This window comes from Arcobacter sp., from assembly GCF_050300555.1.
Lineage (GTDB): Bacteria > Campylobacterota > Campylobacteria > Campylobacterales > Arcobacteraceae > Arcobacter.
This window is the reverse complement of sequence record NZ_JBNKXY010000005.1, coordinates 139,428-162,009: the sequence shown is the minus strand read 5'-3', so window position 1 is coordinate 162,009 and position 22,582 is coordinate 139,428. Positions and strand designations below refer to the sequence as shown.

The window sequence follows — 22,582 nt, the reverse complement described above, 5'->3', positions numbered from 1 at the left end:
TATTATCGTGTTAAGGTTTGTGTATGAGTAAATTTTTAACTCTTTTTTCCCTTTTTATTATAAGTTTAAATGCCCAAACAATTACTGCAAATAATCTTACAGATGAAGAAATTAATTTTATTAAAACTAAAAAAATCAATGTTGCTTACACTGATAATTGGGCACCTTTAAGCTTCAAAGAAAATAACAAAGCAAAAGGTTTAGGATTTGATTTTTGGGAATTCATTGTAAAAGCAAATGGCATCAAATATAAAACTGAAATAAAAAAGAACTTTAATGATGCTTTAAATTCTATAAAAAATAAAAAAGATGATATTATCATCACTACTTCAAAAACTTTAGAAAGAGAAAAATACGCTATATTTTCTGATGTTTATTACAGTGCACCAATAGGTATCGCAACAAAAGAAAATGTAAATTTTATTACTGATATTATAGAGATTAAAAATAAAAAAATTGGTGTAGGTAAAAATCATACTGCACATACTCTTTTAAAAGAAAAGTATCCTTATTTGACTTTTGTATTTATTGATAATTTGATTGATGGTTTGAATAAACTATCCAATAATGAAATATATGCAATAGCAGAAATAATGCCTGTATTGTCGCATAATATTAATAAATTTGGTTTTACAAATTTAAAAATTTCTGGAAGTACTAATGTAAATTTTGCATTGCAAATGATGGTACGAGATGATTATAAACCTCTAGTATCAATTATAAATAAAACTCTATCTAATATTTCACTTGAAGAAAAAAACAAAATATATACAAAATGGGCAAATATAAAATATGTTGAGCCCTTTGATTATTCAATTTTATGGAAATTTTTTCTTCCTTTATTTATTGTTATAATAATTATTTTATACAAAAATAGCCAATTACTTAAATATCAAAAAAAATTAAATGAAACAAAAAATGAATTAGAAAATAGTTTGAATAATTTTATAAGTTTAGTTGATTTAACTATTGAAGGAATATTAATAGTTCAAAATTCTAAAATAGTATTTACAAATAATGAAATGCTTAAAATGTTTAATTTAAAACCAAAAGATATTGAGAGTTTAAAATTAAATAATCTTTTCTTAAATTATAATCGAGAAACAATTCAAAGAATTGTAAATAGAAACGAATCAAAAACATATGAACTAATTGGAGTTAAAAGTTCTAAAGAAACTTTTCCTTGTATAGTAAAATCTAAAAAAAGCACTTTTAAAAATTTAGAATCATATATTATTTCTATAGTAGATATTAGTGAAATAAAAGAAAAAGAATCAATTTTAATAAATCAATCTAAGCTTGCAAGTATGGGAGAAATGATAGGAAATATTGCCCATCAATGGAGACAGCCACTTAGTATTATTTCAACATTTGCTTCTGGTTTAAAACTTCAAAAAGAGTTTGGACAACTAGATGATATAACCTTAACAAAATCATTAGATAGCATAAATGAAACTACACAGTTCCTTTCACAAACAATTGATGATTTTCAAGACTTTTTAAAAAAAGACAAAAAGAAAAATGAGTTTGTGTTATATTCAAATATTGAAAAGGTATTAAATATTCTTGAAAGTAGTTTTAAAATACATGAAATTACAATAATCGAAAATGTTGATAAAAATAATACAATTAATACTTATGAAAATGAATTAAAACAAGTTATTTTAAATATTTTAAATAACTCAAAAGATGCTTTAAAAAATATCACTAACTCAAAAAGATATATACAAATAAACACACTAAATTGTGATAATATAATCTATATAGAAGTTATTGATAATGGTGGTGGAATAGCAAAAAATATTTTAAATAGAGTTTTTGAACCATATTTTACAACAAAACATAAAACACAAGGTACGGGATTGGGGCTTTATATGACACACAAAATTATCACACAAAGTATAGGTGGTGAAATTTACATTGAAAATTGTGAATATACCTTTGAAAATAAAAAGTTTGATAAATGTACTAAAGTTTCAATAAAAATTAAAAATTCATAATACATTTAATATAAAACTATTTTACACGTTTTCCAAATGGAGAATAAATGAAAGACCTATCTAAGTTAAGACAAGAATACACAACAAAAGGTCTAAGAAGAAATGACTTGTTAGACTCACCAATAAAACAATTTGAACTATGGTTTAAGCAGGCCTTAGATGCAAATATTTTGGAACCAAATGCCATGAGTCTAGCAACAGTTGGTACGGATATGAAACCATCTATTAGAACGGTACTTTTAAAACTATATGATGAAAATGGCTTTGTATTTTTTTCAAATTACAAAAGCAAAAAAGCTTGGCAAATAGAAGAAAATCCCCATGCTGCAATTCATTTTGCATGGTTAGAATTAGAAAGACAAGTTAAAATTGAAGGCTCTATTGAAAAAATAAGCAAAACAGACTCTTTAAAATACTTTTTATCAAGACCAAAAGGTAGCCAAATAGGAGCTTGGGTTTCTCATCAAAGCGAGATTATTAGTTCAAGAAGTTTACTTGAAGCAAAATTTGATGAGATAAAAAACAAATTTATAAAAGGCGAAATTCCTTTCCCTTCTTTTTGGGGTGGTTATATTATAAAACCAGAAGTTATAGAATTTTGGCAGGGAGGGAAAGATAGACTGCATGATAGATTTGAATACAAACTACTAGAAGATACTACTTGGGAAATAAATCGTTTAGCTCCATAAATTAATTTAAATCAAAAAAAACTTTTTTTATTTTTACTACTTTCCTCTTTTTTTAGAAGCAACTCATTTAAATTATTAATCTTAATATTTTTAAGCCTTATTTCCTCTTCATTATTTTTATTTTTTTCTTTTAAATGCCCTAATAATTCTAAAAGTTCTTCTTTTTGAAAAGTTAATTTTTCATTTTTTTTCTTCTCAATATTTAAACTCTTAATATAATTTTCTATTTCATCTTTTTTAGAATTCATAAACTTTTCATATTTTTGAGTTAAATTATCCCCTTGAAGTTCATAGTGTTTCAATTGCCTTACATTTAAAGCATTTTTTTCTTTTAATGATTTTATACTATCTTCGCACTCTTTACATAATGCTTTTAGTTTTTCAATTTTTTCTTGAAGTTCAGCATTCATAGATTTTAATTCAAATTCTCTTCTATTTGATTCTTGAAATTTCAAAATTACTTTTTTATGAAAATCTCTCTTCTCCAAATTCTCTTTAGTTGTTAAAAACCCAATTGTAATAAACTCTTCTTTCTCATTATTTATTCTAAAAACTGTATTATTTAAATAAAATATCTCTTTATTATTAGTTATAAATTTAGTATTTCCTTTCCATAACTTCCCATTTTTAACATGTTCCCAAGTATCATCAATATATTTCCGTGGTATATCAGGATGAATTATTTCATCAAAATATAATTTTTTGATTTTCTCTTCTTCATAACCTAATACTTCAAGCATAGCATTATTCATATATGAAATTTTACCATCCCCATACATTTTAAAAATTAATGCTACTTTATCAACTGCTTCAAGATAAAATTCAATTTCTTGCTGGTTTTTAATTAATTTTTTTTCATAATATTTTTTTTCACAAAGAAAATCTATTTTTTCTAATAATGATATAGCATTAATTGGTTTTGAAATATAAGAGCTTACATTTAAATCTATTGCTTTTAATAAGATTTCTGGTTCAAGTCTCCCCGTAATAAAAATAAATGGTAAATTCATATCAGATGTTCTTACAAGCTTTAAAAAATCTATCCCAGAAATTTTGGGCATATTTATATTAGAAATAATAATATCGATATCTAAATTTTTTTTAAATAATTCATAGGCAACTTCTCCATCTGAAGCTTCAATAATATTTGAAAAATATTTCTTTAATATATTTACTAAAGTTAATCTATCAGTTTCTGAATCTTCAACAACTAATATTTTTATTTCATTTAAAAAATTATTATTCATAATATCCCCTTCTTGTGATTCTACTTTATACTAGATTAAAAGAAAATTACTTAAAAACAATTTTTTTTATTTGCTAATCTTTTTAATTCATTACAAGAAAATCCAGCTTTTTTTCTTGCTTCAAAGTTCATATCTGGCTTTTTACCTTCTGTACTTCCTGGATAATATTTTTCTATAAGTTCTAAATATGTATTTTCCACATCTAAGTTCTCTTTTTCACAAGCAAATTTAAACCACTTATCTCCTTTAAAAACATGGTCTATTTCTTCTTCTAAAATAATATTTAATACTTTTAAAATTTCTTTGTTTATTTCGTCTGGATTTGAATCAAGTTTTTTCATTATTTTTGGATTTTGGTCAAGTCCATTGGCTTCAAGATATCTTGGAACTATTGCCATTCTTTCAACTAAAGTATTAGTTTTTTTCATGGCTTCAAAAAGATTTGTATGTACTTCAAAATCACCATACTTATACCCTACTTTTTTCATAATCTCTTCTATCATCAAAAAATGTCTTATTTCATCACTTGCAACTTCTAGCCAATCTTTATAATAATCATCAGGTAAGTTTTTAAATCTAAAAGCGGCATCAAGTGCCAAATCAATTGCACTGTATTCTATATGTGCTATAGTATGCAACAAACTACCTTTCCCTTCATTTGTATCAAAATATTTTCTTGTACGTACCTCTTTTGGAAGAACTATTTTCATAAGATTTATATAAGATGGTTCATCTAATGGTTTTGGTTCATAATCCAAATCAAAATTAAAACTTTTATTTAAAAATTTTTCATAAAAAAATTCAAATTTTTTAAATTTTTCTTTTGGATTACTTGTTAATAAAATCTCTTCTAAACTCTCAAAATAATTCACTTATTACCTCTAAATTGATATAATCATTCGAAAATAGATTCTATCTAATAAGGTTTAAAATGGATATAAAAATAAAGCCTATGGGTGATTATCAAACAAATTGCTACATAGTTACAGTTGATGACAAAGATTTTATAATAGATCCAGGTGTTGGAGCAATGCCTTGGATAAAAGCAAATGTTAAAAATCCAATTGTAATTTTAAATACCCATGGACATTTTGATCATGTATGGTCAAATCATGAAGTTAGTCAAGAGTTTGGTTTAAAAATTTATTGTCCAAAAGATGATGCCTTTATGCTTCAAAAAGATCCTTATGGATTTGGGATGACTCCAAGTAATCCAGATGTCTTAGTAGATGGTGATGAAGAGTTTGAAATAGAGGGTATAAAAGTTAAATATCACTTTTTTCCTGGTCACACACCAGGTTGTTCAGCTATAGAAATAAATGGTAACCTTTTTACAGGTGATTTTATATTTAAAGGTACAATAGGAAGGGTTGATTTTCCTTTTTCAAGCCCAGAAAATATGAAAAAAAGTATAAAAAAAGTTTTATCTTGGGAAAAAGACATTCACATCTATCCAGGTCATGGAGATAAAACAACATTAAAAAATGAAAAAGATTCTTTAAGTAATTGGCTAAATTATCTCTAAAAACTAGGTAATATAAGATTTTAATCCTAAATTTAAATAAAAACAATTATAATATAATGAAACTTGCATAAAAAGAAGAAGGTATGTTAAAAAACTCTATATTAAGTTTAATTAAATCATCTTGTAATAATGAAAAAGATTTTAAATCTTTAGAAAAAATTTATGAGCTATATGAACAACTTCAATATTCCTCGAACATAAAACAAATGGCTGAAGATATTTATGAATGGCTAAATAGAAATTACAATATTGACAATGTTACTTTTTCTTTATTTGATATGAAAAACAACAAGAAAGAAAATATCTATGTAAAAGGACAAGAATTTTATCTAGATGATGAAAAATCTTTCTTTTTCATCATAAATACACATACTTCTCAAAATGCTATTGTATCATTTTCTGCAACATCAAAAACTCATTATTCAGTTTTAGAAGCTGAATATAGTGCCATTGAATCAGCATTTTTTCAAATATCACCGATTATTCAAAGTGGTATATTAAAGAAAAATTATATTCATGCGAATTCAATTGATTCTGTAACAAATGTATATAATAGACAATATCTAACTGAACATGTTAATAAACTAATAAACTTATCACATAAAGATACAAATGAAGTATTTTTCCTAATGATTGGAATAGATAGATTCAAAGCTGTAATTGATGAATTTGATTATGATGTAGGAGATAAAGTTTTAATTGAACTTGCTAAAGTAATACACTCAAATATTTCAGAATTTGATTTAGTTGCAAGACTTTCAGGAGATGAATTTTTAGTATCAATATTAAGTACTTCAATAGAGTCTGAAATAAAAACTATTTGTGAAAAATTAATTGAAGATTTTGCACAAATAGAAATACAAATAAGTGAAGAAGCAACCCTTAAAAAAACTATTTGTATAGGTTATGATAAATTTGAATCAAGTACTTCTACGATTGATCAAGTAATCAAAAACTCTGATACTGCACTTTATGAAGCAAAAAACAAAGGTAGAAGTAGTTATCTAGCCTTTAAAGATATAAAAGAAGAAGATAATATAGATTTATTCTAATTCTTCTTTTTTGCTTTTACATATACTCTTTTTGGTGCAGGATATCCCTCTACTGTTTTTGTTTTATCATTTGGATCCAAAAAGTCTTCCAAACTTTGATCAAAAGACCATTCTGTCTTTCTTTGCTCTTCACTAGATGTAGCTGTAACAGCAAGTACTTCTATATCACAAAAACCTGCCCTACTCAACCAGTTTTTAAGAGCAGGAATAGTTGGAACGAAATAGATATTTGGTATTTTTGAATATCTAGCATTTGGTGTAAGGGCAACTTCTTCTTCACCATCTATCATAAAAGTATCAATTAAAACTTCTCCATCTTTATTTAAGGCATTTCTTAGAAGTTTTAATGTTCCAACTGGATCTGGTCTATGATATAAAACACCTAACATAAAAATAAAATCAAAACTATGATTGTAAATTTCTAAATGCTCAACTCCAAGTTTTTCATATATAATATCACTTTTTACAAAATGATTTATAAATTCAAATTGAAGCATAGTTAGTGGACTTGGATCAAAACCTATAAGTTTTTTAGGCTTATCTTCAAGCATCCTAAACATATAATAACCGTTGTTACAGCCAATATCTGCTACAACTTTATCTTTTAGATTAAAATATGGTCTTATAAGATTGTATTTTATATTACTTTGCCATTCACTATCTATTTCCAAACCAAATAGTTTAAAAGGACCTTTTCTCCATGGAATTAATGTTTTTGCTGTTTGTAAAATAACTTCTTTTTCATCATTTGTTAAATCATCATCTTTACCAACAGTAAGCCAATCTTCAAGTTTAACTTCACAAGAGTCTTTTTGAATTTTCTGTGCCTTTAGAAGTTGCTCATGCCAAGGCTTAATATTTTTCCAAGAAAGACACTCTACTCTTTTTTTTTGTAATTGTTTTAATTGTTCATTCATAATGGAATTATAATCATTATTTCTTAAATATCTTTTGATATAATTCCTAAATTTTACTATAGTTAAAATAGTTAATATTTTATTAATAAAGCCTGATTATAATAAAACACAAAAAAAATACAAAAGGACTTATGTTTTGACTAAAATATTAGATATATTATTCTCATTTAAAACTACAATTATATTGTTAGCAATACTTGCACTAGGAGCAGGTATCGCAACTTTTATTGAGAATGATTATGGAACTTCAACTGCAAGAGTACTTGTATATAACCATTGGTGGTATGAATCATTTTTACTACTTACAACTGTAAATTTAATAGGAATAATTTACAAAAGAAAAATGTGGAAACAAAAAGCAAAATTTCTATTTCATTCATCATTTGTTTTAATTTTGATTGGTGCAGCAGTTACAAGATATGCAGGTTATGAAGGAATTATGCAAATAAGAGAAGGTCAAACACAAAATTTGATGTACTCATTAGAACCTTTTTTACAAGTTCATATAAAACAAAAAGATGGTAGCTCTTTTTATAAAGAATTTCAAAAAGAATTTGCTGCTTCTACATTAAGAAAAGGAATGGAAGATAGTAATACAACAGGGATTGTAGAACTTTTTGCAGAAAAACTAAATGATTTTAAATATGATGTAAAGTTTAAAGATAATAATTTAGATTTAAAATATATTGATTATACAGTAAGCAAAAAAGGAAAGGCAGAGATGGGGATTTTAACTGTAGAATTAACTCTAAATGGAGTAACAAAAACAGTTAAATTACCAGGAAAAAGAGGACAAAAAGGAGTTGAAAGAATCGAAGACTTTGGAAATACAATTGTATCTTTAGAGTATGGTTCAAAACTTTTAAAATTACCTTTTTCAATAAAATTAAATGATTTCCAACTTGATAGATATCCAGGAAGTATGTCTCCATCATCTTATGCTTCAGAAGTTACTGTTTTAGAAGAGAATGGTAAATCTTATGATTATAGAATTTTTATGAATAGAACACTACACGAAGGAAACTTTTTATTCTTTCAAAGTTCATATGATCCAGATGAAAAAGGTACAGTTCTATCAGTAAATAATGACCCAGGTAAATGGCCTACATATTTAGGATATTTTATACTTACTGTGGGACTTATACTAAATTTATTTAGTAAACAATCAAGATTTTGGATACTTGCAAATAAAATGAAAAATAAAAATTTAGCAACTTTATTTGTTGCATTAAGTTTAACATTTACAGTATCAAATCTAAATGCAGCAGAACAACAACAAACAACAACTCAAGAACCACAACAACCAACTGTTAAAGAGTATAAAAATACAGAAGATTATATAAATATGCTTAAAAAAAGCTCTTTAGAATTGGCAACAAAGTTTGGAACCCTTACTGTGCAAAGTTCAGGTGGAAGAATGAAGCCTGTTAGTTCTTTAGATGAAGAAATTTTATTAAAATTATCTGGTAAAAAGAGTATGTTTGGTTTAACTGCAGATCAAATCGTATTAGGGATGATTTCTAGACCAGAAATCTGGAGAAGTGTAAAAATGATTAAAATCACTACTCCAAGATTAAAAAAATATTTAGGAATAGATGAATCAAGAAAATATATTGCATTTGCTGAAGTTTTTAAAGATGGAAAATATATCTTAGCAAATGAGATAAATAAAGCAGCTGCAACAAAACCTGCACAAAGAGGTACTTACGAAAAAGATGTAATCAGAGTTGATGAAAGATTAAATATTGCATTTATGACATTTAATGGAAGTTTATTTGATATCTTCCCTACTCCCCATGACCCAAGTTCTACAAAATGGTTTAATCCAGTAGATGCAATGCAAAATTTCCAAGGTCAAGCACAAAAAGCTTTAGAAACTATGATTAGAGGATTTATAAATACTATTATCTTGGAAGATTGGGAAAATGCAAGTAAATACCTAGATTTTATTTACGCATACCAAAGAAAAGTTGGTGAAAAAATAATACCTACTGAAAATGAGATATCAAATGAAATTTTATTTAATAAACTAGATATTTTCCCAAAACTTACTTTAGCTTATTTATTTGTTGGATTTATTATGTTAGTTACTGCATTCGTAGTAGTATTTAATCCTAAAATTCAACCTAAAAAGACTACATTGGTAGCATTTTTAGTATTATCATTGCTATTTACTATACATACCTTTGGAATGGGATTTAGATGGATAATAGCAGGACATGCTCCTTGGTCAAATACTTATGAGTCATTATTATATATTTCATGGTCTGGTGTATTTGCAGGTGTTGTTTTCTTTAGAAAATCACTTCTTGCATTAAGTGCTGCTGTTATAGTTGCAGCAATTTTTATGTTTACTGCACATCTTACAAGTATTGATCCACAAATTACAAACTTAGTTCCTGTACTTAAATCTTATTGGTTAACTATCCATGTTTCTGTTTTAACAGCTTCATATGGTTTCTTTGGATTAAGTGCAATTATTGGATTTATCACCCTTATATTATTTATTTTTAGAAAAAATAAACCACATCTTGATGAAACTATTAAACATATTTCTTATATAAATGAAATGTCTTTAATTATTGGTTTAAGTATGATTACTGTTGGGAACTTTTTAGGTGGAGTTTGGGCAAATGAGTCTTGGGGTAGATATTGGGGATGGGATCCAAAAGAGACTTGGGCTTATGTATCAATTGTTGTTTATGCTATTGTTGTTCACTTAAGATTTATTAAATCATTGAATAATCCATTTGTATTAACAACTGCTTCTGTTTTAGCATTTAGTACGATTTTAATGACTTACTTTGGAGTAAACTTTTACTTATCTGGAATGCACTCATATGCAACTGGAGATCCTGTACCAATTCCTATGTGGGTTTATATTACAACTACACTTGTTTTTCTAACAATAGTAGCAGCATATAAAAATAGAGATTTAAAAGCCTAAGTTTTTACTTAGGTTTTTATGAATTTAATTTTGAAATACTAACCAACTCATCAAAACACTCCTCAAAAGCATCTACAATTTTTGGTTCAAAAAAAGTTCCCTTTCCTTCTAAAATAATATTTTTTGATTTATTTTCATCAAATGGTTCCTTGTAGCATCGTTTTGACATCAAAGCATCAAATACATCAACTATAGATACTATTCTTGCAAAGATAGGTATCTCTTCACCTTTTAAACCTTTTGGATATCCAGTACCATCCCATTTTTCATGGTGATACAATGATATATCTCTACCTGCTTTCATAATTTCAGAAGTGGGATTATCCAAAATGGCAGCACCTATTTCTGGGTGAGTTTGTATTATAATTCTCTCTTGTGCATCTAGCTTTCCAGGTTTTAATAATATTTTATCAGGAATACCAAGTTTTCCAATATCGTGCATTGCACTTGCATATTTTAATATATAAATATCTTCTTCACACAAAGCAAGTTTTTTTGCAATAGCTTCCGAGTACAGACCTATTCTATTAATATGCTCTGCTGTATCATTGTCTTTATACTCAGCAGCAACAGCTAATCTAAATAGTGTATCCAAATAAGACTCTTTTAAATTAACTTTCATTTTATTAAAAGATGTAATAAGTTCATTTATCTCTTTAATTGGGTTTGGATTAACACTTGAATGGTCTAAATTTAATAACTCAATTTTTTCAGTCATATCTCTTAGTTTTGATATTGGACTTGAAATATATTTTGAAATCTTAATACTTATAATTAGTGAAATAAAAGTGATTATTACAATAAAAAATATGTTTAAATTATTACTTTTTTTTAGTAAACCTAAAAAATCATCTTCTAAAACATACATACCTACAATCCACTCCAAGTCACCTATTCTAAAAGGTAAAAACATAGCTTGATAATTTTCTTCATTTTTTGTAAAAGAGAGAAAAAACTCTTTTTCTAAAGTTTTGTTATTATTTACTCTAGTAAGTTCATTATATGCACTTTTAATTAAATTGTTACTATCAATGGTATCAATACTTTTTAAAGTATTATTATCACTTGGTAAAGATATTATTTTTAAAGATTTATTGATTAAAAATACCTTTCCATTCTCACCTAATTTCAAATTATTAATAAAAGTAGCTAGTTTATCTATTTCAATATCAATTCCAATGACGCCACTTAATTTGTTATTCTCATCAAAAATTGGAGTTGATATTGTAATACCTGGTTTTTTAGATGTATAAAAGATATATGGTTCAGTCCAAGTTGATTTTTTATTTTTAATGGCATTTAAATACCAAGGTCTTTTTTTTGGATTATAAATATCATTTCTTAAAATTTTTTCATTAATTTTATTCATGAATTTATCATTTTGAGAGATTTTTACAATTTTTTTATTATCTATATATTTAATACTTTTTTCTAAATAACCCTTATCATTTTTAAGTAGCATAAGAAAAGTATCATCACTAGATATATGATAAATTGCAGAGAAATATTGATTTATATTCATTTGTTCATAAAAATAATTGATAAGCGTACTTTCATTTTTTATACTAATTACATCTTTTTTTTCTAAATTTTTTGTTAGATTTGAAGCATCAGAGGCCACATTCATATATGTTTTTGATTTATCAATTGCAAACTCAGATATATTTTCCATTATCTTAAATGATTGTTGAGATAATGCTGTTTTTGTAGTGTAATATGTTGTTAATAATATTATAGTCATAGAAATAACAATAACAAGAGAAAAAGAGAGGATAAGCAACTTTTTTAGTGAGAGTTTCATATTTTCCACCTAAAAAATCATTTTTCTTTATTTATTATATCTTAAAATTTAAAAAAGTCACAATTTAATTTTTTTATTAATTATTTTAAATCTAATCTCTTTTTGATATAATCACCAAAAAATATAAAGGTCAATTTTGAGTTTAGTTCAAGAAATATTTAAAGAAATAACAGCCATACCAAGATGTAGTGGAACACACAATGAATTTATAGATTATGTAAAAAATTATGCTAAAAAATACAATTACGAATATTTTGTTGATAACGTAAATAATATATTATGTAAAAAAAAAGATTCAAAATCAAAAATATGTTTACAATCACACTATGATATAGTTTGTTTAATTGATAATACTATCCCTGAAATAATTGAACAAGATGGCTATTATATGGCAAAAAACTCAACACTTGGAGCTGACAATGGAATTGGTTGTTCATATATGTTAGCTTTAATGGCACAAGATAAAGATTTAGAATATTTATTTACTTCAGATGAAGAGATAGGACTTATAGGTGCAAATGACATAAAACTAGATATAACATCTGAATTTATGTTAAATCTTGACTCAGAAGAAGAAGGAGAAATTTGTATTGGATGTGCAGGAGGTGTTGATATTATTGCAAAACATTCAAGCCATAACTTAGTTCCAAACACAAACAATCTAAAACTGTATGAAATATCAATTACAAAACTAAGGGGTGGACATAGTGGAGTAAATATCCATGAAAACATACCAAATGCCCTAAAACTAATAGCAAAATCAATAAAAGAGTATAATGGTAAATTATTAGATTTTAATGGAGGAGAAAGAATTAATTCAATTCCTGCTAATGCCAAAGCAATAATTGCAACATCAACACCTCCTTTAATTACACACGAAAATATGACTATTGAAGAAGTTAAAGAAATCCCTCAACACTTTAATTTATATAGTGATGAAATTATTGATTTTATTTATAATTTTGAAAATGGAGTAAGAGAGTTTAATGATGAGTTAGGTGTTGTAGAAACTTCTATTAATTTAGCCATTGTAAAAACACAAATAAATGAAATAGTATTGAAATTAAGTGCTAGATCAATGGATAATAATAAATTAAATGAAATAAAAACTAAAACTTGTGAAGATTTAAAAAAACATAATTTTGAGGTTGAATCTAAAGGTAAATACCCTGCTTGGAAACCAGATAAAAATGAGTTTACCCAAACAGTATATGAAATATATAAAAAACATAATCCAAAAGCAGAATTTAGAGCTATACATGCAGGATTGGAATGTGCTATTTTTAAAGAAAAATTTCCTCATTTAAAAGTTGCATCAATAGGTCCAAATATCTATAATCCTCACTCTTACAATGAAAAAGTAAGTATTAATTCTATTGAAAACTTATATAAAATTGTAAATGAAATAGTTTTATAAAACAATAATAGAAGAGGCTATATAGCCTCTTCTATTATTTTAAGTATAGTTTTTTGAACCTCTTGTGCTATATCTGTCATATCTGGATTTATATCATCTACAAGTTGTACTAATGAATTAATTGCAACAGTCGTTTCTCCATCTTCTTCATAAACAGAAATTTTACATGGCATTATTGAACTTAAACTCATGTCATTTGATAAAAAGTTTTCTGCAACTTTTGGGCTACAAATATCTAATACTTGGCACTCATTTTTAAAATCAATTCCTTTTGAGTTTAACGTTTGTTTTATATTATGAATATGTTGAACACCAAATTTATAAGTTGAAATTATCTCTTGTATTTTATCAACAACTTCTTGTACACTTTTTTCACTTTTTTCAATATATACCATTTTAAATCCTAATTCAAATAATGTTAATTTTGACTGGAAGTATAACTAAAAGCTTTAAAAACTACTTTTAATTAACTTCTAAAATCTTACATCCTTCATTTGGAATTGTCTCTATTATTTTATACTCCAATTTTCCTCTTAATCTATATATCAATGTTCTTAAAGTACTGTCTGAAATAGTGTTACTATCCCAAATACGTGTTTCCAATTCTTTAAAAGGTACAATTTCTCCCTTTGCTTCAATAAGAATTTTTAAAAGTGTTATCTCTTTTGCACCTAGTTTTATTGGTAAATCTTTATAATACAATTTTTCTTGATTATTATCAAAATAGTAATTATTTCCTAAATTATGATATTTCTCATTTATTGTACTTTTTAAGTTTTTGTTATTTTTATATAATCCTAACATTATATTTGAATTTAACTCTTCTCTTTTAAAAGGTTTTAATAAATAACTCACTGGATTTGTTTTAATTGCTCTTTTTAAAGTATTTTCATCTGAAAAAGCAGTTACATAAATAACTGGAATATTATCAAAAGAGTGGATTTCTTCTACCACTTCGATACCATCTTTACTATCACCTAAATTTATATCCATTAGTATTATATCTGGTCTATTTGTTTTAACACTAACAATTGCATCATTATAATTTGTAACACAATTACTAACTTCATAATTAAATTTTGTCAAAGTATTTTTCATATCAAGAGCAACTATGCTCTCATCTTCTACAATCAATATTTTAGTTTTATTCATTTTTTATTCTCTTTAGTTGTTTTTAATTACTCTAAAATTATAACATTTTATTGTCACATATGCTGTGACAATAAAATATATTTATAATATTATTTATTTTAAAAATGCTTTCTTAAAAAAGGTAGAAGCTTCAGAAGGATTCCAATATATTACTACGCAAGGAGTTTTTAGATTACCATACTCATTTATCTCTTCGATAATATCTATACCACCAAATTTTGAAAATAATTTATAGTGTTCTTTTCTCATTGCAGAAACTGTAATATCTATATTATTATTTACAAATACGTTGTGTATTCCAGCCATAAGATATTTAAACTCTAAGCCTAAACCTTTTGATTGATTATTTTTTACAGCATTTCTTGATATTTCACCTATTATTCCATACTTTTTTCTAATTTCATCAAAAGAGTATTCTTTATCTGATGGTAATTTATTTGTTGAATCAAATATTAGCCTACAAGTACCAGTATATTCTTGATTAATTTTATAATAAATTATCGCAGATTTTTTATCAAATAAATCAAAATTTAATCCTTCAAGGACATCTGGAAAATCATTTTGATATCCCATTTGTGCATAAACTTCACTTCTTAGCTTAAAAACTTCAATTAACTCTTCGGCACTTTTAGTTAATTTTAAATTGTCATTTTTATTATCCCAAGATAAACTTTTGTTAAAAGATATAGTCTCCTCTATAATCTCTTCTAGAAAAATCCTTTTTCTAAATAATTCAAGGGCTTGTTTTTGTTGATAATTAAAATCATCTGACATATAATCTAAACTTTTATTTAGATTTTTCTCAATTAATTCTTGAAACTGATTTAATGTGATGTTTTTGTTTATGTTTGTCATTTTTCTATCCTAAGTTTTAGATTAGAAAAAGTTTATAACTGTAGCGTCACATATAGCGTCACAGTTTTTTGTTAATAGTAAATTGTTTTATAATGAGTGTAAGTTATGATTTTGGAGTAAGTTTACATCCAAAGGCAGGGATTGTTTCTATTAGTTTATACTCCAGTTTAGTTCTTAATCTATAAATAAGTGTTCTTAATGTGCTATCAGATACAAACTCACTTGGCCAAATCTCATAAATAAGTTTATCAAAAGGAATTATATTTCCCCTAGCAGCAATTAACAAAGATAATAATTGTCTCTCTTTTACTCCTAATTTTATAGGCATATCTTTATAATATAATGCTTCATATTCAATATCATAATAGTATCCATTCCCTAATTTAAAGAAATTATTTTTTTCATATTGTTCGTTTTTTTCTTGATTTATTTTATATATTGCTAGTTGTATAGTTGATTTAAGTTCATCTCTTCTAAACGGTTTGATCATATAGTGTAAAGGATTTGTTTCTATTGCACGATTTATAGTTAAATCATCACTAAATGCAGTTAAATATATTATTGGAATATTTTTATACTTTTGAATACTTTGTGTTGTTTCTATGCCATCTTTACTATTTTCTAAATTTATATCCATCAATATAATATCTGGCTCATCATTTTTAACAGAAATAAGTGCGTCATCATGGTTTGTAACACTATTAGTTACAATTAAACCTAAGCTTATTAGTACATTTTTTATATCAAGGGCAACAATTGTCTCATCTTCAACTATTAAAACTTTGAGTTTCATTTTCATTCCAATTAATATTTACAATAACTCCATTATCGGATTTAATAATTATTTCACCTTTAAGTTGTTTTCGAGTTAAAGTATCAATTAAAATTAGCCCAAGGGAATTAGAGTTTTTTTCCTGAATATACCCTACTCCATTATCACTAAAAATCAATTTTATTTTATGATTCTCTTTATAAAGTTTTACATTTATTTGACCTTTTTTATTTGGAAAGGCATATTTAAATGAGTTTGTCATAAGTTCATTTAATATAAGTCCACAATATATTGCATGCTCAACTTTAAGTCTAGTTTTAATATCAAAAACTATTTCAATATCACTTTCATAGCTATCTTTTATCTCTTCTATAAGCATTTCAAAATATTCATAGGCATTTATGTCTGAAATATCATTTTGATTATATAAAAGCTCATGTAGATGTCCCATAGCATTAATTCTATTTTGTATAGTTTCTAGTATATCTTTATATTTATCATCTTCTATACCATCACTTTGAAGCCTTATTAAAGATACTATTGTTTGCATATTATTTTTTACTCTATGGTTTAATTCTTTTAGTAATAAACCCTTTTCATCCAATGCAACTTTTAAATTATTTGTTTTTTCATTTACAAGTAATTCTAATTTTTGTTTTTCATTTTCCTGTTGAATTATAAGTTTTTGATTTACTTCTTGTTTCTCTTTTTGTAAGCTATTTATTCTATCAGCTAATGCTATAGAAAATACAATACCTTCCAAAATAAGCGAAGTTTCAACAAAATAAGGGAAATATTTATAAATATTAAAAACACCTCCACTAGATAAAAACATAAATGTTATTGCTATAAATATCATAAACCAACCAACTAATATAAAGTATGCTTGGCGATTTTTCTTAAATGCACTATAAACACTAAGAGCAATAAGGTAACTTAACAACATAAAAGGAATAATACTTCTATATTTATTATATTCATCAGTTAAAATAAAAAAGAGTATTGATATAAAATAAAGTATTAAAAATGCACTAAGAATTTTATCTAGAATTTTATATTTACTAATTTGCAAAAAGGATTTAGTAAATAGACTTAATGCGATAATTGGCAAAGATACAAAAAGTGATGCAGAGTGAACTATATAGATAATCCATTCTTGTTTAAATAAATAAATAAATGCTACACCAACATATAAAGTATGGTGTAAAATAATTCCAAATATGTATAAAACATAATATAAATAACTTATATCTTTTGTAAAAAAGTATATGAAAAGATTATAAATAGTAAGTATTAGCATTGCTCCAAAAAATAATGCTAAGACGAATTGATGAACTATCTCTTTTTCATAAAATGCTGAACTATCCCAGATTTTAAGTTTAACAATAAGTGTTGTTACTATTGAAGAAACTTTCATATAGTATGTTTTTGTATCATTTGCTTGAATATTTATTTTAAATATTGGGGTAAGAGATTTTCTATTTTTATTTATGTTTAGTAATCCCTCTTTTTCTATCTTTTTTGAAGAATCATCATAAAATATTATTTCAGTTGTTAAGCTATTATTATACTCTACAATTTTTTCTATTGCTTTATTTGAATTATTTTTTAAAGTAAATTTTATCCAAACATCAAAATTGGGAGAATAACCAAAACTTAAAAGCTTTTTATCATTTTTTTGAAATAGTTTTTCAGATTTTTTAATCTCCTCAAAACTAATACTTCGACTTTTATCTATATAAATTTCACTATGAGATAATAAATCAATTGATTTAATATCTTCATTTATTACTAAAGGATTAGCATAAATAAAAGTATTAAAAAATAAAAAAAATAGTATATGTATATATTTCATAAATAATGCCTAAGAATTGATAAAATTATTATACATTATATAAATATTCAAATATATAAATAAATTATTAATTTTATCTTTTTAGTAGCGAAATGGTAGCCGAACAATTTTCAAAGGATAATAAAAAATTACTATAAGTACCATAAAAACATGGTGTTCGATACTGGATTTGAACCAGTGACCCCTACGATGTCAACGTAGTACTTTAGTACTAAACTATACCATTATTTATATATTTTATGATATTTATCTAAAATTTCCCACACTTTTTTCCACACTATTTGATGAAAAAGATAATATCTTAAAATACTGATAAATGTTTTAGTTTAATTTAATTTAATTATTACTAAAATTAAAAAGAGAAAAGAGATAAAGCTTTTTTATCCTACTAGTTGTAATTACTATCGTCAAATAGTTTTTACCACTCTATCTCACTAAGATTAACCTTTAAATGCTAATTAAAGGCAACAATTCCAAAATTAGTTTACTAGGCTAAAAGCCTAGTAAATGCTTAATTAAATCCCAAACAATACTAGCAATAAAAATTAACCAATTCATATGATAAAATACTGTATCGTTAATACTGATAAATGTTTTAGTTTAATTTAATTTAATTATAATAGAATTAAGAAGAGAAAAGAGATAAAGCTTTTTTATCCTACTAGTTGTAAAAACTATCTACAAATAGTTTTTACCACTCTATCTCACTAAAATAACCTTTAACAGTCAATTAAAGGCAACAAAACTAAAAATAAGTTACTAGGCTAAAAGCCTAGTAAATGCTTAATTAAATCCCAAACTACACTAGCAATAAAAATTAACCAATTCATTTGTGAATAAGTATTAGTAATTAAAATTAATAATATGGTAGATAAATTATTAATCTATTTCTTTTTTTGAATATCAAGTTTAATTGGTTTTATAGGTTTCATCAATTTTTTTCTTATTTTTTCTAACTCTTTCTCTTTAATAATTTCTTCATATTTTTCAATTTCATCATCAAATTTTTTTGATTCTAGAGGATTAGAAATTCTTAACAAGATATGATTTTTTATATTATTTAAATTAATCAATTCATTTTTATATGTAAAATACTTAAATGTTTTAGAAACAATGTCTAATTTATCTTTTATTGATATTGGTAGGCTTCTTGTTTTGTCGTTACTATATACTAAAAAACCAATTGAATGATATAAAAGTTCATCGTTTCCAGAGTTAATAAAAAATTCGAACTCATCTTTTATCACAATATTCAAAAAAGTATCCATATCCTTACTCCAAAATTGAGCAAAATAAAGACATCTTAGAATATCATTAAATTTTTCATCTTTTTTTTCAAATGTATCACTTATTGCAAGTCTTGATTTTGTTAATTCATCATTATTTTCTGTTTCATCTGTTCCTAACAATTCAGAAAATGAAAATATTTCTTCTTTATAAATATTTTCAAATTCTTCACAAAAATCATTATATACATATTGAGTAATTGATTTAATGAAGGTGTATTCATTATGAAATCCATTTTTTAATAATTCATTTTTATTTTTTAAAAAAAAGAAAAAGAAATCTTGTATTAAAAAATTAGAAGATTTTAATGAGTTATCATTAAAATCTCGAATATAGTTATCCATATTAACTAGCAAAAACTGATTTTTAATATATTTCATATTTTCTAGTTTATCAATTTTTCCCGTCTCCAAAAACTCCTCAAGCTCTTCTTTTGTAAAATATTTACCTAAAAGATTAAATATTGGACGCTCATTCCTTTCTTTTTTTGACCATTTATAGTAAGTGGGGCCAGAAAACCCAAATAAAGAAGTCATTATTTGTTCATTCGTCATAATTTTACCTTTAAAATAAATATAGTTAAGTATTATACTATAAAATAAATAAAAAACTTAGAAATATTAATAAAAACTATTGACTTTACTTATAACTTAATATATAATATTTTTTTTACTATTTAATACATAAAACTTAAATATATTAATATGTTCTTTTAAAATTAAATGTCAAAATCCCAAATAAAAATCTCAAAAGCGTGGGTGATAGTCAACTGCCATGTATGGGTCGTGTGAAAAGCGAAAAAAATAAGAAAAAAAAGAGATTTTCAAAAAATTATTAAAAAAGGATAACGGATGCAAAAATATTACACGAGCGAAGAGCTAGAAAGAGGAATTGACGGGCTTCCTAAAATAAATAAAACTACACAAAGAAATTTGCGATTACATAGAAAATTGAAATATACAAAATGTGGACGAAATTGCCTATACACGCGAGAATGGATAGAGGAATATCTCGCAAAAAATATAGTTGATGCAAAAACAGCATAAACTCCCTCTTTTAAGCCTGATAAACGATAAAGAGAGAGTTAAATAATAGTTTTTCTTGAAAACTTGCAAGATTATATCTTATTTATGCAAGATGAAAGATTAAATATATAAATAATAATAAATATTATTAAAGGTTAAAAATGAGTGCCAACAGAAAATACTACTGGCTTAAACTAGAGGCGAAGTTTTTCGACGATTTGAAAATTAGAAAACTCCGTAATATCGCAGGTGGCGATACCTATACATGCATATACCTCAAGCTTATGCTCTTAAGTTTGCAAAATGATGGTTATATCGACTTTGAGGGAGTGTATGAAACTATCGAAGATGAAATTGCGGAGAAACTTCAAGAAAAAATCGAAAATGTAAAAGCTACCCTAATTTTTTGTGAAAAAATGCAAATGCTAGAGATAAGCGAGGGTGAGGAATTATACCTTGCACAAGTCGCAAATATGACTGGAAGTGAAACTGCAAGTACTGTAAGAAGTCGTAAATCACGGGCTTTAAAAGCAAAAGCGTTGCAATGCAACACCAATGCAACAAAATGCAACACAGAGAAAGAGAAAGAGAAAGAGTTAGAAGAAAAAGAAAAATACGAAAAGCTAAATCAAAACTTACTCGCTAAAACAATATGGTTTGAAAATGAGAGAGCAAGATTGAAAAATCTTGAAAATCAAGCAAAAGAAAAAAAAGAGATTGAAATTTAAAAAAATAAAATGAATCTCAAAAGTGAAAGCCAAGAATACTAGCCACGGAGACAAGCGAACGCAGTGAGAGCGTCAGATGCCCGACAGTTTGCAACCCCTAGTATATGATTACGCGTACGCGTCAAATTAAGCTGATGACCAGCTGTAAAAAAACAAGGAAAACAACATGAACATCATTATATGTAATACAAAAGGCGGAGCGAGTAAGAGTACGACTGCCTTTCAAGTAGCAGGTACTTATTTTCTGACAAAAGCTCAAGAGATAGAGTTGTATGAGCTCGATAATCAGAATAGAGATAGTGCGAATTTTTCAAAATCTGCGATAAAATCGACTCAAATACAAGTAGATTTTAATAAAGAATTAAATAATACTGTAAGAGACTTGTTTCTTTCACAAAACGCCCAAAACAAAGTAATTGATGTAGGTGGAAATCAAACCACAACTGCATTTATATCGGCTTTGAAATCAACTCATATGTTTAATATGGTTGATTTATTTATCATTCCTGTTTCAGGTGGACATCAGGATGTTATTAATGCAAAAGCAACCAATGATTTGATTTTTGAATTTGGGAAAAAAATTGTTTTCTGCCTCAGTCGTGCAAGACATCCGCATAATAGTCCACGGCTTAAGTTTCAATTTCAGAACTTTTTCAAAACTTTCATAAAACCTAAATACTTTGTTCTTGAAGATAGCGATGTCATAGATTTATCTCGAAATCTGAAAAAATCAGTCTATGAACTTGCAAATGATGAGATTGAGATTGAAAATATTAATCAGAAATTATTAAATGCTTTCGAAAAAAAGGATAATGATACAATATATTCCTACTCCCAAATTCTTGAAATTCTCGAAGACTCAAAAAAATATAAAGAAACAAATATCGATGTTGCACACCAAGTACTTGACGAGGTGCTGAATGGGAAACAATGATGAAATAACTCTAAGTGAAGCAAAAAGAGTTACAGCTGAACTTAAGGCATCAATTTTAAAACTAGATGCCTTAAATCAAAATGTTGTTCTAACTTTAACTCAAATGCAAGACTTAGATTCAAAATTAAAAAATTATACATCCGTTCTTGAAAAATTCGAATATAAAAGTGAAGATGAAATGACTACTAATTATGGTGCTTATCTTGCATTTCTAGGCAAAAGAATTGATGAATTAATTAAAAATTCAAACTTAAAAAATATTGAAAAAATAGTTATTAAAGCTGATTATATTGTTAATTTATCGGTCGTTAAAGTAGCTTTAATTGTCGCAGTTCTCACAACTGGAATTAATATTTTAATTTTAAAATAAGGTCTTTAA

At 25.6% G+C, this 22,582-nt stretch carries 19 protein-coding genes; 9 read left to right on the top strand and 10 right to left on the bottom strand.

The window, feature by feature from the left end:
- Positions 1-23: 23 nt before the first annotated feature.
- A complete protein-coding gene (locus ACQY5W_RS05570; RefSeq protein WP_428023961.1) occupies positions 24-2,000 on the top strand; it encodes an ATP-binding protein in 1,977 nt (658 codons plus the stop codon).
- A 47-nt stretch (positions 2,001-2,047) separates the two neighbouring features.
- Positions 2,048-2,689: a pyridoxamine 5'-phosphate oxidase gene (gene pdxH / locus ACQY5W_RS05565; protein ID WP_428023960.1), complete on the top strand. Its 642-nt coding sequence runs from the start codon at positions 2,048-2,050 to the stop codon at positions 2,687-2,689.
- Between the two features lie 11 nt (positions 2,690-2,700).
- Here the strand turns inward: pdxH and ACQY5W_RS05560 are convergent, their stop codons facing one another.
- A complete protein-coding gene (locus ACQY5W_RS05560) occupies positions 2,701-3,936 on the bottom strand; it encodes a response regulator (protein WP_428023959.1) in 1,236 nt (411 codons plus the stop codon).
- A gap of 50 nt (positions 3,937-3,986) precedes the next feature.
- Positions 3,987-4,808, bottom strand: a complete 822-nt coding sequence (locus ACQY5W_RS05555; protein ID WP_428023958.1) for a ferritin-like domain-containing protein — start codon at positions 4,806-4,808, stop codon at positions 3,987-3,989.
- A gap of 59 nt (positions 4,809-4,867) precedes the next feature.
- On the opposite strand from ACQY5W_RS05555, the gene ACQY5W_RS05550 reads away from it, so the two are divergent.
- The gene (locus ACQY5W_RS05550) at positions 4,868-5,461 is read left to right on the top strand and encodes an MBL fold metallo-hydrolase (protein WP_428023957.1); all 594 of its coding nucleotides are present in this window, start codon (positions 4,868-4,870) and stop codon (positions 5,459-5,461) included.
- 83 nt (positions 5,462-5,544) lie between these two features.
- Complete coding sequence (locus ACQY5W_RS05545; RefSeq protein WP_428023956.1) at positions 5,545-6,513, top strand: GGDEF domain-containing protein; 969 nt, start codon at positions 5,545-5,547, stop codon at positions 6,511-6,513.
- Here the strand turns inward: ACQY5W_RS05545 and cmoB are convergent.
- A complete protein-coding gene (gene cmoB / locus ACQY5W_RS05540; protein ID WP_428023976.1) occupies positions 6,510-7,469 on the bottom strand; it encodes a tRNA 5-methoxyuridine(34)/uridine 5-oxyacetic acid(34) synthase CmoB in 960 nt (319 codons plus the stop codon). The two genes, ACQY5W_RS05545 and cmoB, sit on opposite strands and share 4 nt — an antisense overlap.
- Before the next feature lie 97 nt (positions 7,470-7,566).
- On the opposite strand from cmoB, the gene ccsA reads away from it, so the two are divergent.
- Positions 7,567-10,377: a cytochrome c biogenesis protein CcsA gene (gene ccsA, locus ACQY5W_RS05535; protein ID WP_428023955.1), complete on the top strand. Its 2,811-nt coding sequence runs from the start codon at positions 7,567-7,569 to the stop codon at positions 10,375-10,377.
- Between the two features lie 16 nt (positions 10,378-10,393).
- Here ccsA and ACQY5W_RS05530 read toward each other — a convergent pair whose 3' ends face one another.
- A complete protein-coding gene (locus ACQY5W_RS05530) occupies positions 10,394-12,178 on the bottom strand; it encodes an HD domain-containing phosphohydrolase (RefSeq protein WP_428023954.1) in 1,785 nt (594 codons plus the stop codon).
- Between the two features lie 136 nt (positions 12,179-12,314).
- Here ACQY5W_RS05530 and ACQY5W_RS05525 point away from each other — a divergent pair, with 136 nt between their 5' ends.
- A complete protein-coding gene (locus ACQY5W_RS05525; RefSeq protein ID WP_428023953.1) occupies positions 12,315-13,595 on the top strand; it encodes a M20/M25/M40 family metallo-hydrolase in 1,281 nt (426 codons plus the stop codon).
- Positions 13,596-13,612: 17 nt separating this feature from the next.
- Here the strand turns inward: ACQY5W_RS05525 and ACQY5W_RS05520 are convergent, their stop codons facing one another.
- The 6 genes from ACQY5W_RS05520 to ACQY5W_RS05495 all read right to left on the bottom strand — a co-directional run bounded on the left by ACQY5W_RS05520 (position 13,613) and on the right by ACQY5W_RS05495 (position 20,070).
- Complete coding sequence (locus ACQY5W_RS05520) at positions 13,613-13,990, bottom strand: DUF302 domain-containing protein (RefSeq protein ID WP_428023952.1); 378 nt, start codon at positions 13,988-13,990, stop codon at positions 13,613-13,615.
- A 67-nt stretch (positions 13,991-14,057) separates the two neighbouring features.
- Positions 14,058-14,747: a response regulator gene (locus ACQY5W_RS05515; protein ID WP_428023951.1), complete on the bottom strand. Its 690-nt coding sequence runs from the start codon at positions 14,745-14,747 to the stop codon at positions 14,058-14,060.
- A 93-nt stretch (positions 14,748-14,840) separates the two neighbouring features.
- On the bottom strand, positions 14,841-15,602 hold the full coding sequence (locus ACQY5W_RS05510; RefSeq protein ID WP_428023950.1) for an N-acyl amino acid synthase FeeM domain-containing protein: 762 nt from the start codon (positions 15,600-15,602) through the stop codon (positions 14,841-14,843).
- 103 nt (positions 15,603-15,705) lie between these two features.
- Positions 15,706-16,395: a response regulator gene (locus ACQY5W_RS05505; RefSeq protein WP_428023949.1), complete on the bottom strand. Its 690-nt coding sequence runs from the start codon at positions 16,393-16,395 to the stop codon at positions 15,706-15,708.
- Complete coding sequence (locus ACQY5W_RS05500; RefSeq protein ID WP_428023948.1) at positions 16,370-18,229, bottom strand: 7TM diverse intracellular signaling domain-containing protein; 1,860 nt, start codon at positions 18,227-18,229, stop codon at positions 16,370-16,372. Before ACQY5W_RS05500 ends, ACQY5W_RS05505 begins: the two co-directional genes overlap by 26 nt.
- Positions 18,230-19,113: 884 nt before the next feature.
- On the bottom strand, positions 19,114-20,070 hold the full coding sequence (locus tag ACQY5W_RS05495) for a hypothetical protein (protein ID WP_428023947.1): 957 nt from the start codon (positions 20,068-20,070) through the stop codon (positions 19,114-19,116).
- 632 nt (positions 20,071-20,702) lie between these two features.
- Between ACQY5W_RS05495 and ACQY5W_RS05490 the strand changes: the two genes are divergently transcribed.
- From ACQY5W_RS05490 to ACQY5W_RS05480, 3 genes are all read left to right on the top strand, one after another.
- Positions 20,703-21,269: a phage replisome organizer N-terminal domain-containing protein gene (locus tag ACQY5W_RS05490; protein WP_428023946.1), complete on the top strand. Its 567-nt coding sequence runs from the start codon at positions 20,703-20,705 to the stop codon at positions 21,267-21,269.
- A 166-nt stretch (positions 21,270-21,435) separates the two neighbouring features.
- On the top strand, positions 21,436-22,203 hold the full coding sequence (locus tag ACQY5W_RS05485) for a division plane positioning ATPase MipZ (RefSeq protein WP_428023945.1): 768 nt from the start codon (positions 21,436-21,438) through the stop codon (positions 22,201-22,203).
- Complete coding sequence (locus ACQY5W_RS05480) at positions 22,190-22,573, top strand: hypothetical protein (RefSeq protein WP_428023944.1); 384 nt, start codon at positions 22,190-22,192, stop codon at positions 22,571-22,573. The genes ACQY5W_RS05485 and ACQY5W_RS05480 overlap by 14 nt, the downstream gene beginning before the upstream one ends.
- Positions 22,574-22,582: the final 9 nt, after the last annotated feature.

Coding starts and splice junctions, on each gene's coding strand:
- ACQY5W_RS05560 (WP_428023959.1), bottom strand. CDS start 3,936: ATGAATAATAATTTTTTAAATGAAATAAAAATATTAGTTGTTGAAGAT.
- ACQY5W_RS05480 (WP_428023944.1), top strand. CDS start 22,190: ATGGGAAACAATGATGAAATAACTCTAAGTGAAGCAAAAAGAGTTACA.
- ACQY5W_RS05520 (WP_428023952.1), bottom strand. CDS start 13,990: ATGGTATATATTGAAAAAAGTGAAAAAAGTGTACAAGAAGTTGTTGAT.
- ACQY5W_RS05490 (WP_428023946.1), top strand. CDS start 20,703: ATGAGTGCCAACAGAAAATACTACTGGCTTAAACTAGAGGCGAAGTTT.
- ACQY5W_RS05550 (WP_428023957.1), top strand. CDS start 4,868: ATGGATATAAAAATAAAGCCTATGGGTGATTATCAAACAAATTGCTAC.
- ACQY5W_RS05515 (WP_428023951.1), bottom strand. CDS start 14,747: ATGAATAAAACTAAAATATTGATTGTAGAAGATGAGAGCATAGTTGCT.
- pdxH (WP_428023960.1), top strand. CDS start 2,048: ATGAAAGACCTATCTAAGTTAAGACAAGAATACACAACAAAAGGTCTA.
- ACQY5W_RS05530 (WP_428023954.1), bottom strand. CDS start 12,178: ATGAAACTCTCACTAAAAAAGTTGCTTATCCTCTCTTTTTCTCTTGTT.
- ACQY5W_RS05545 (WP_428023956.1), top strand. CDS start 5,545: ATGTTAAAAAACTCTATATTAAGTTTAATTAAATCATCTTGTAATAAT.
- ACQY5W_RS05570 (WP_428023961.1), top strand. CDS start 24: ATGAGTAAATTTTTAACTCTTTTTTCCCTTTTTATTATAAGTTTAAAT.
- ACQY5W_RS05495 (WP_428023947.1), bottom strand. CDS start 20,070: ATGACGAATGAACAAATAATGACTTCTTTATTTGGGTTTTCTGGCCCC.
- ACQY5W_RS05500 (WP_428023948.1), bottom strand. CDS start 18,229: ATGAAATATATACATATACTATTTTTTTTATTTTTTAATACTTTTATT.
- ACQY5W_RS05510 (WP_428023950.1), bottom strand. CDS start 15,602: ATGACAAACATAAACAAAAACATCACATTAAATCAGTTTCAAGAATTA.
- ACQY5W_RS05505 (WP_428023949.1), bottom strand. CDS start 16,395: ATGAAACTCAAAGTTTTAATAGTTGAAGATGAGACAATTGTTGCCCTT.
- ACQY5W_RS05485 (WP_428023945.1), top strand. CDS start 21,436: ATGAACATCATTATATGTAATACAAAAGGCGGAGCGAGTAAGAGTACG.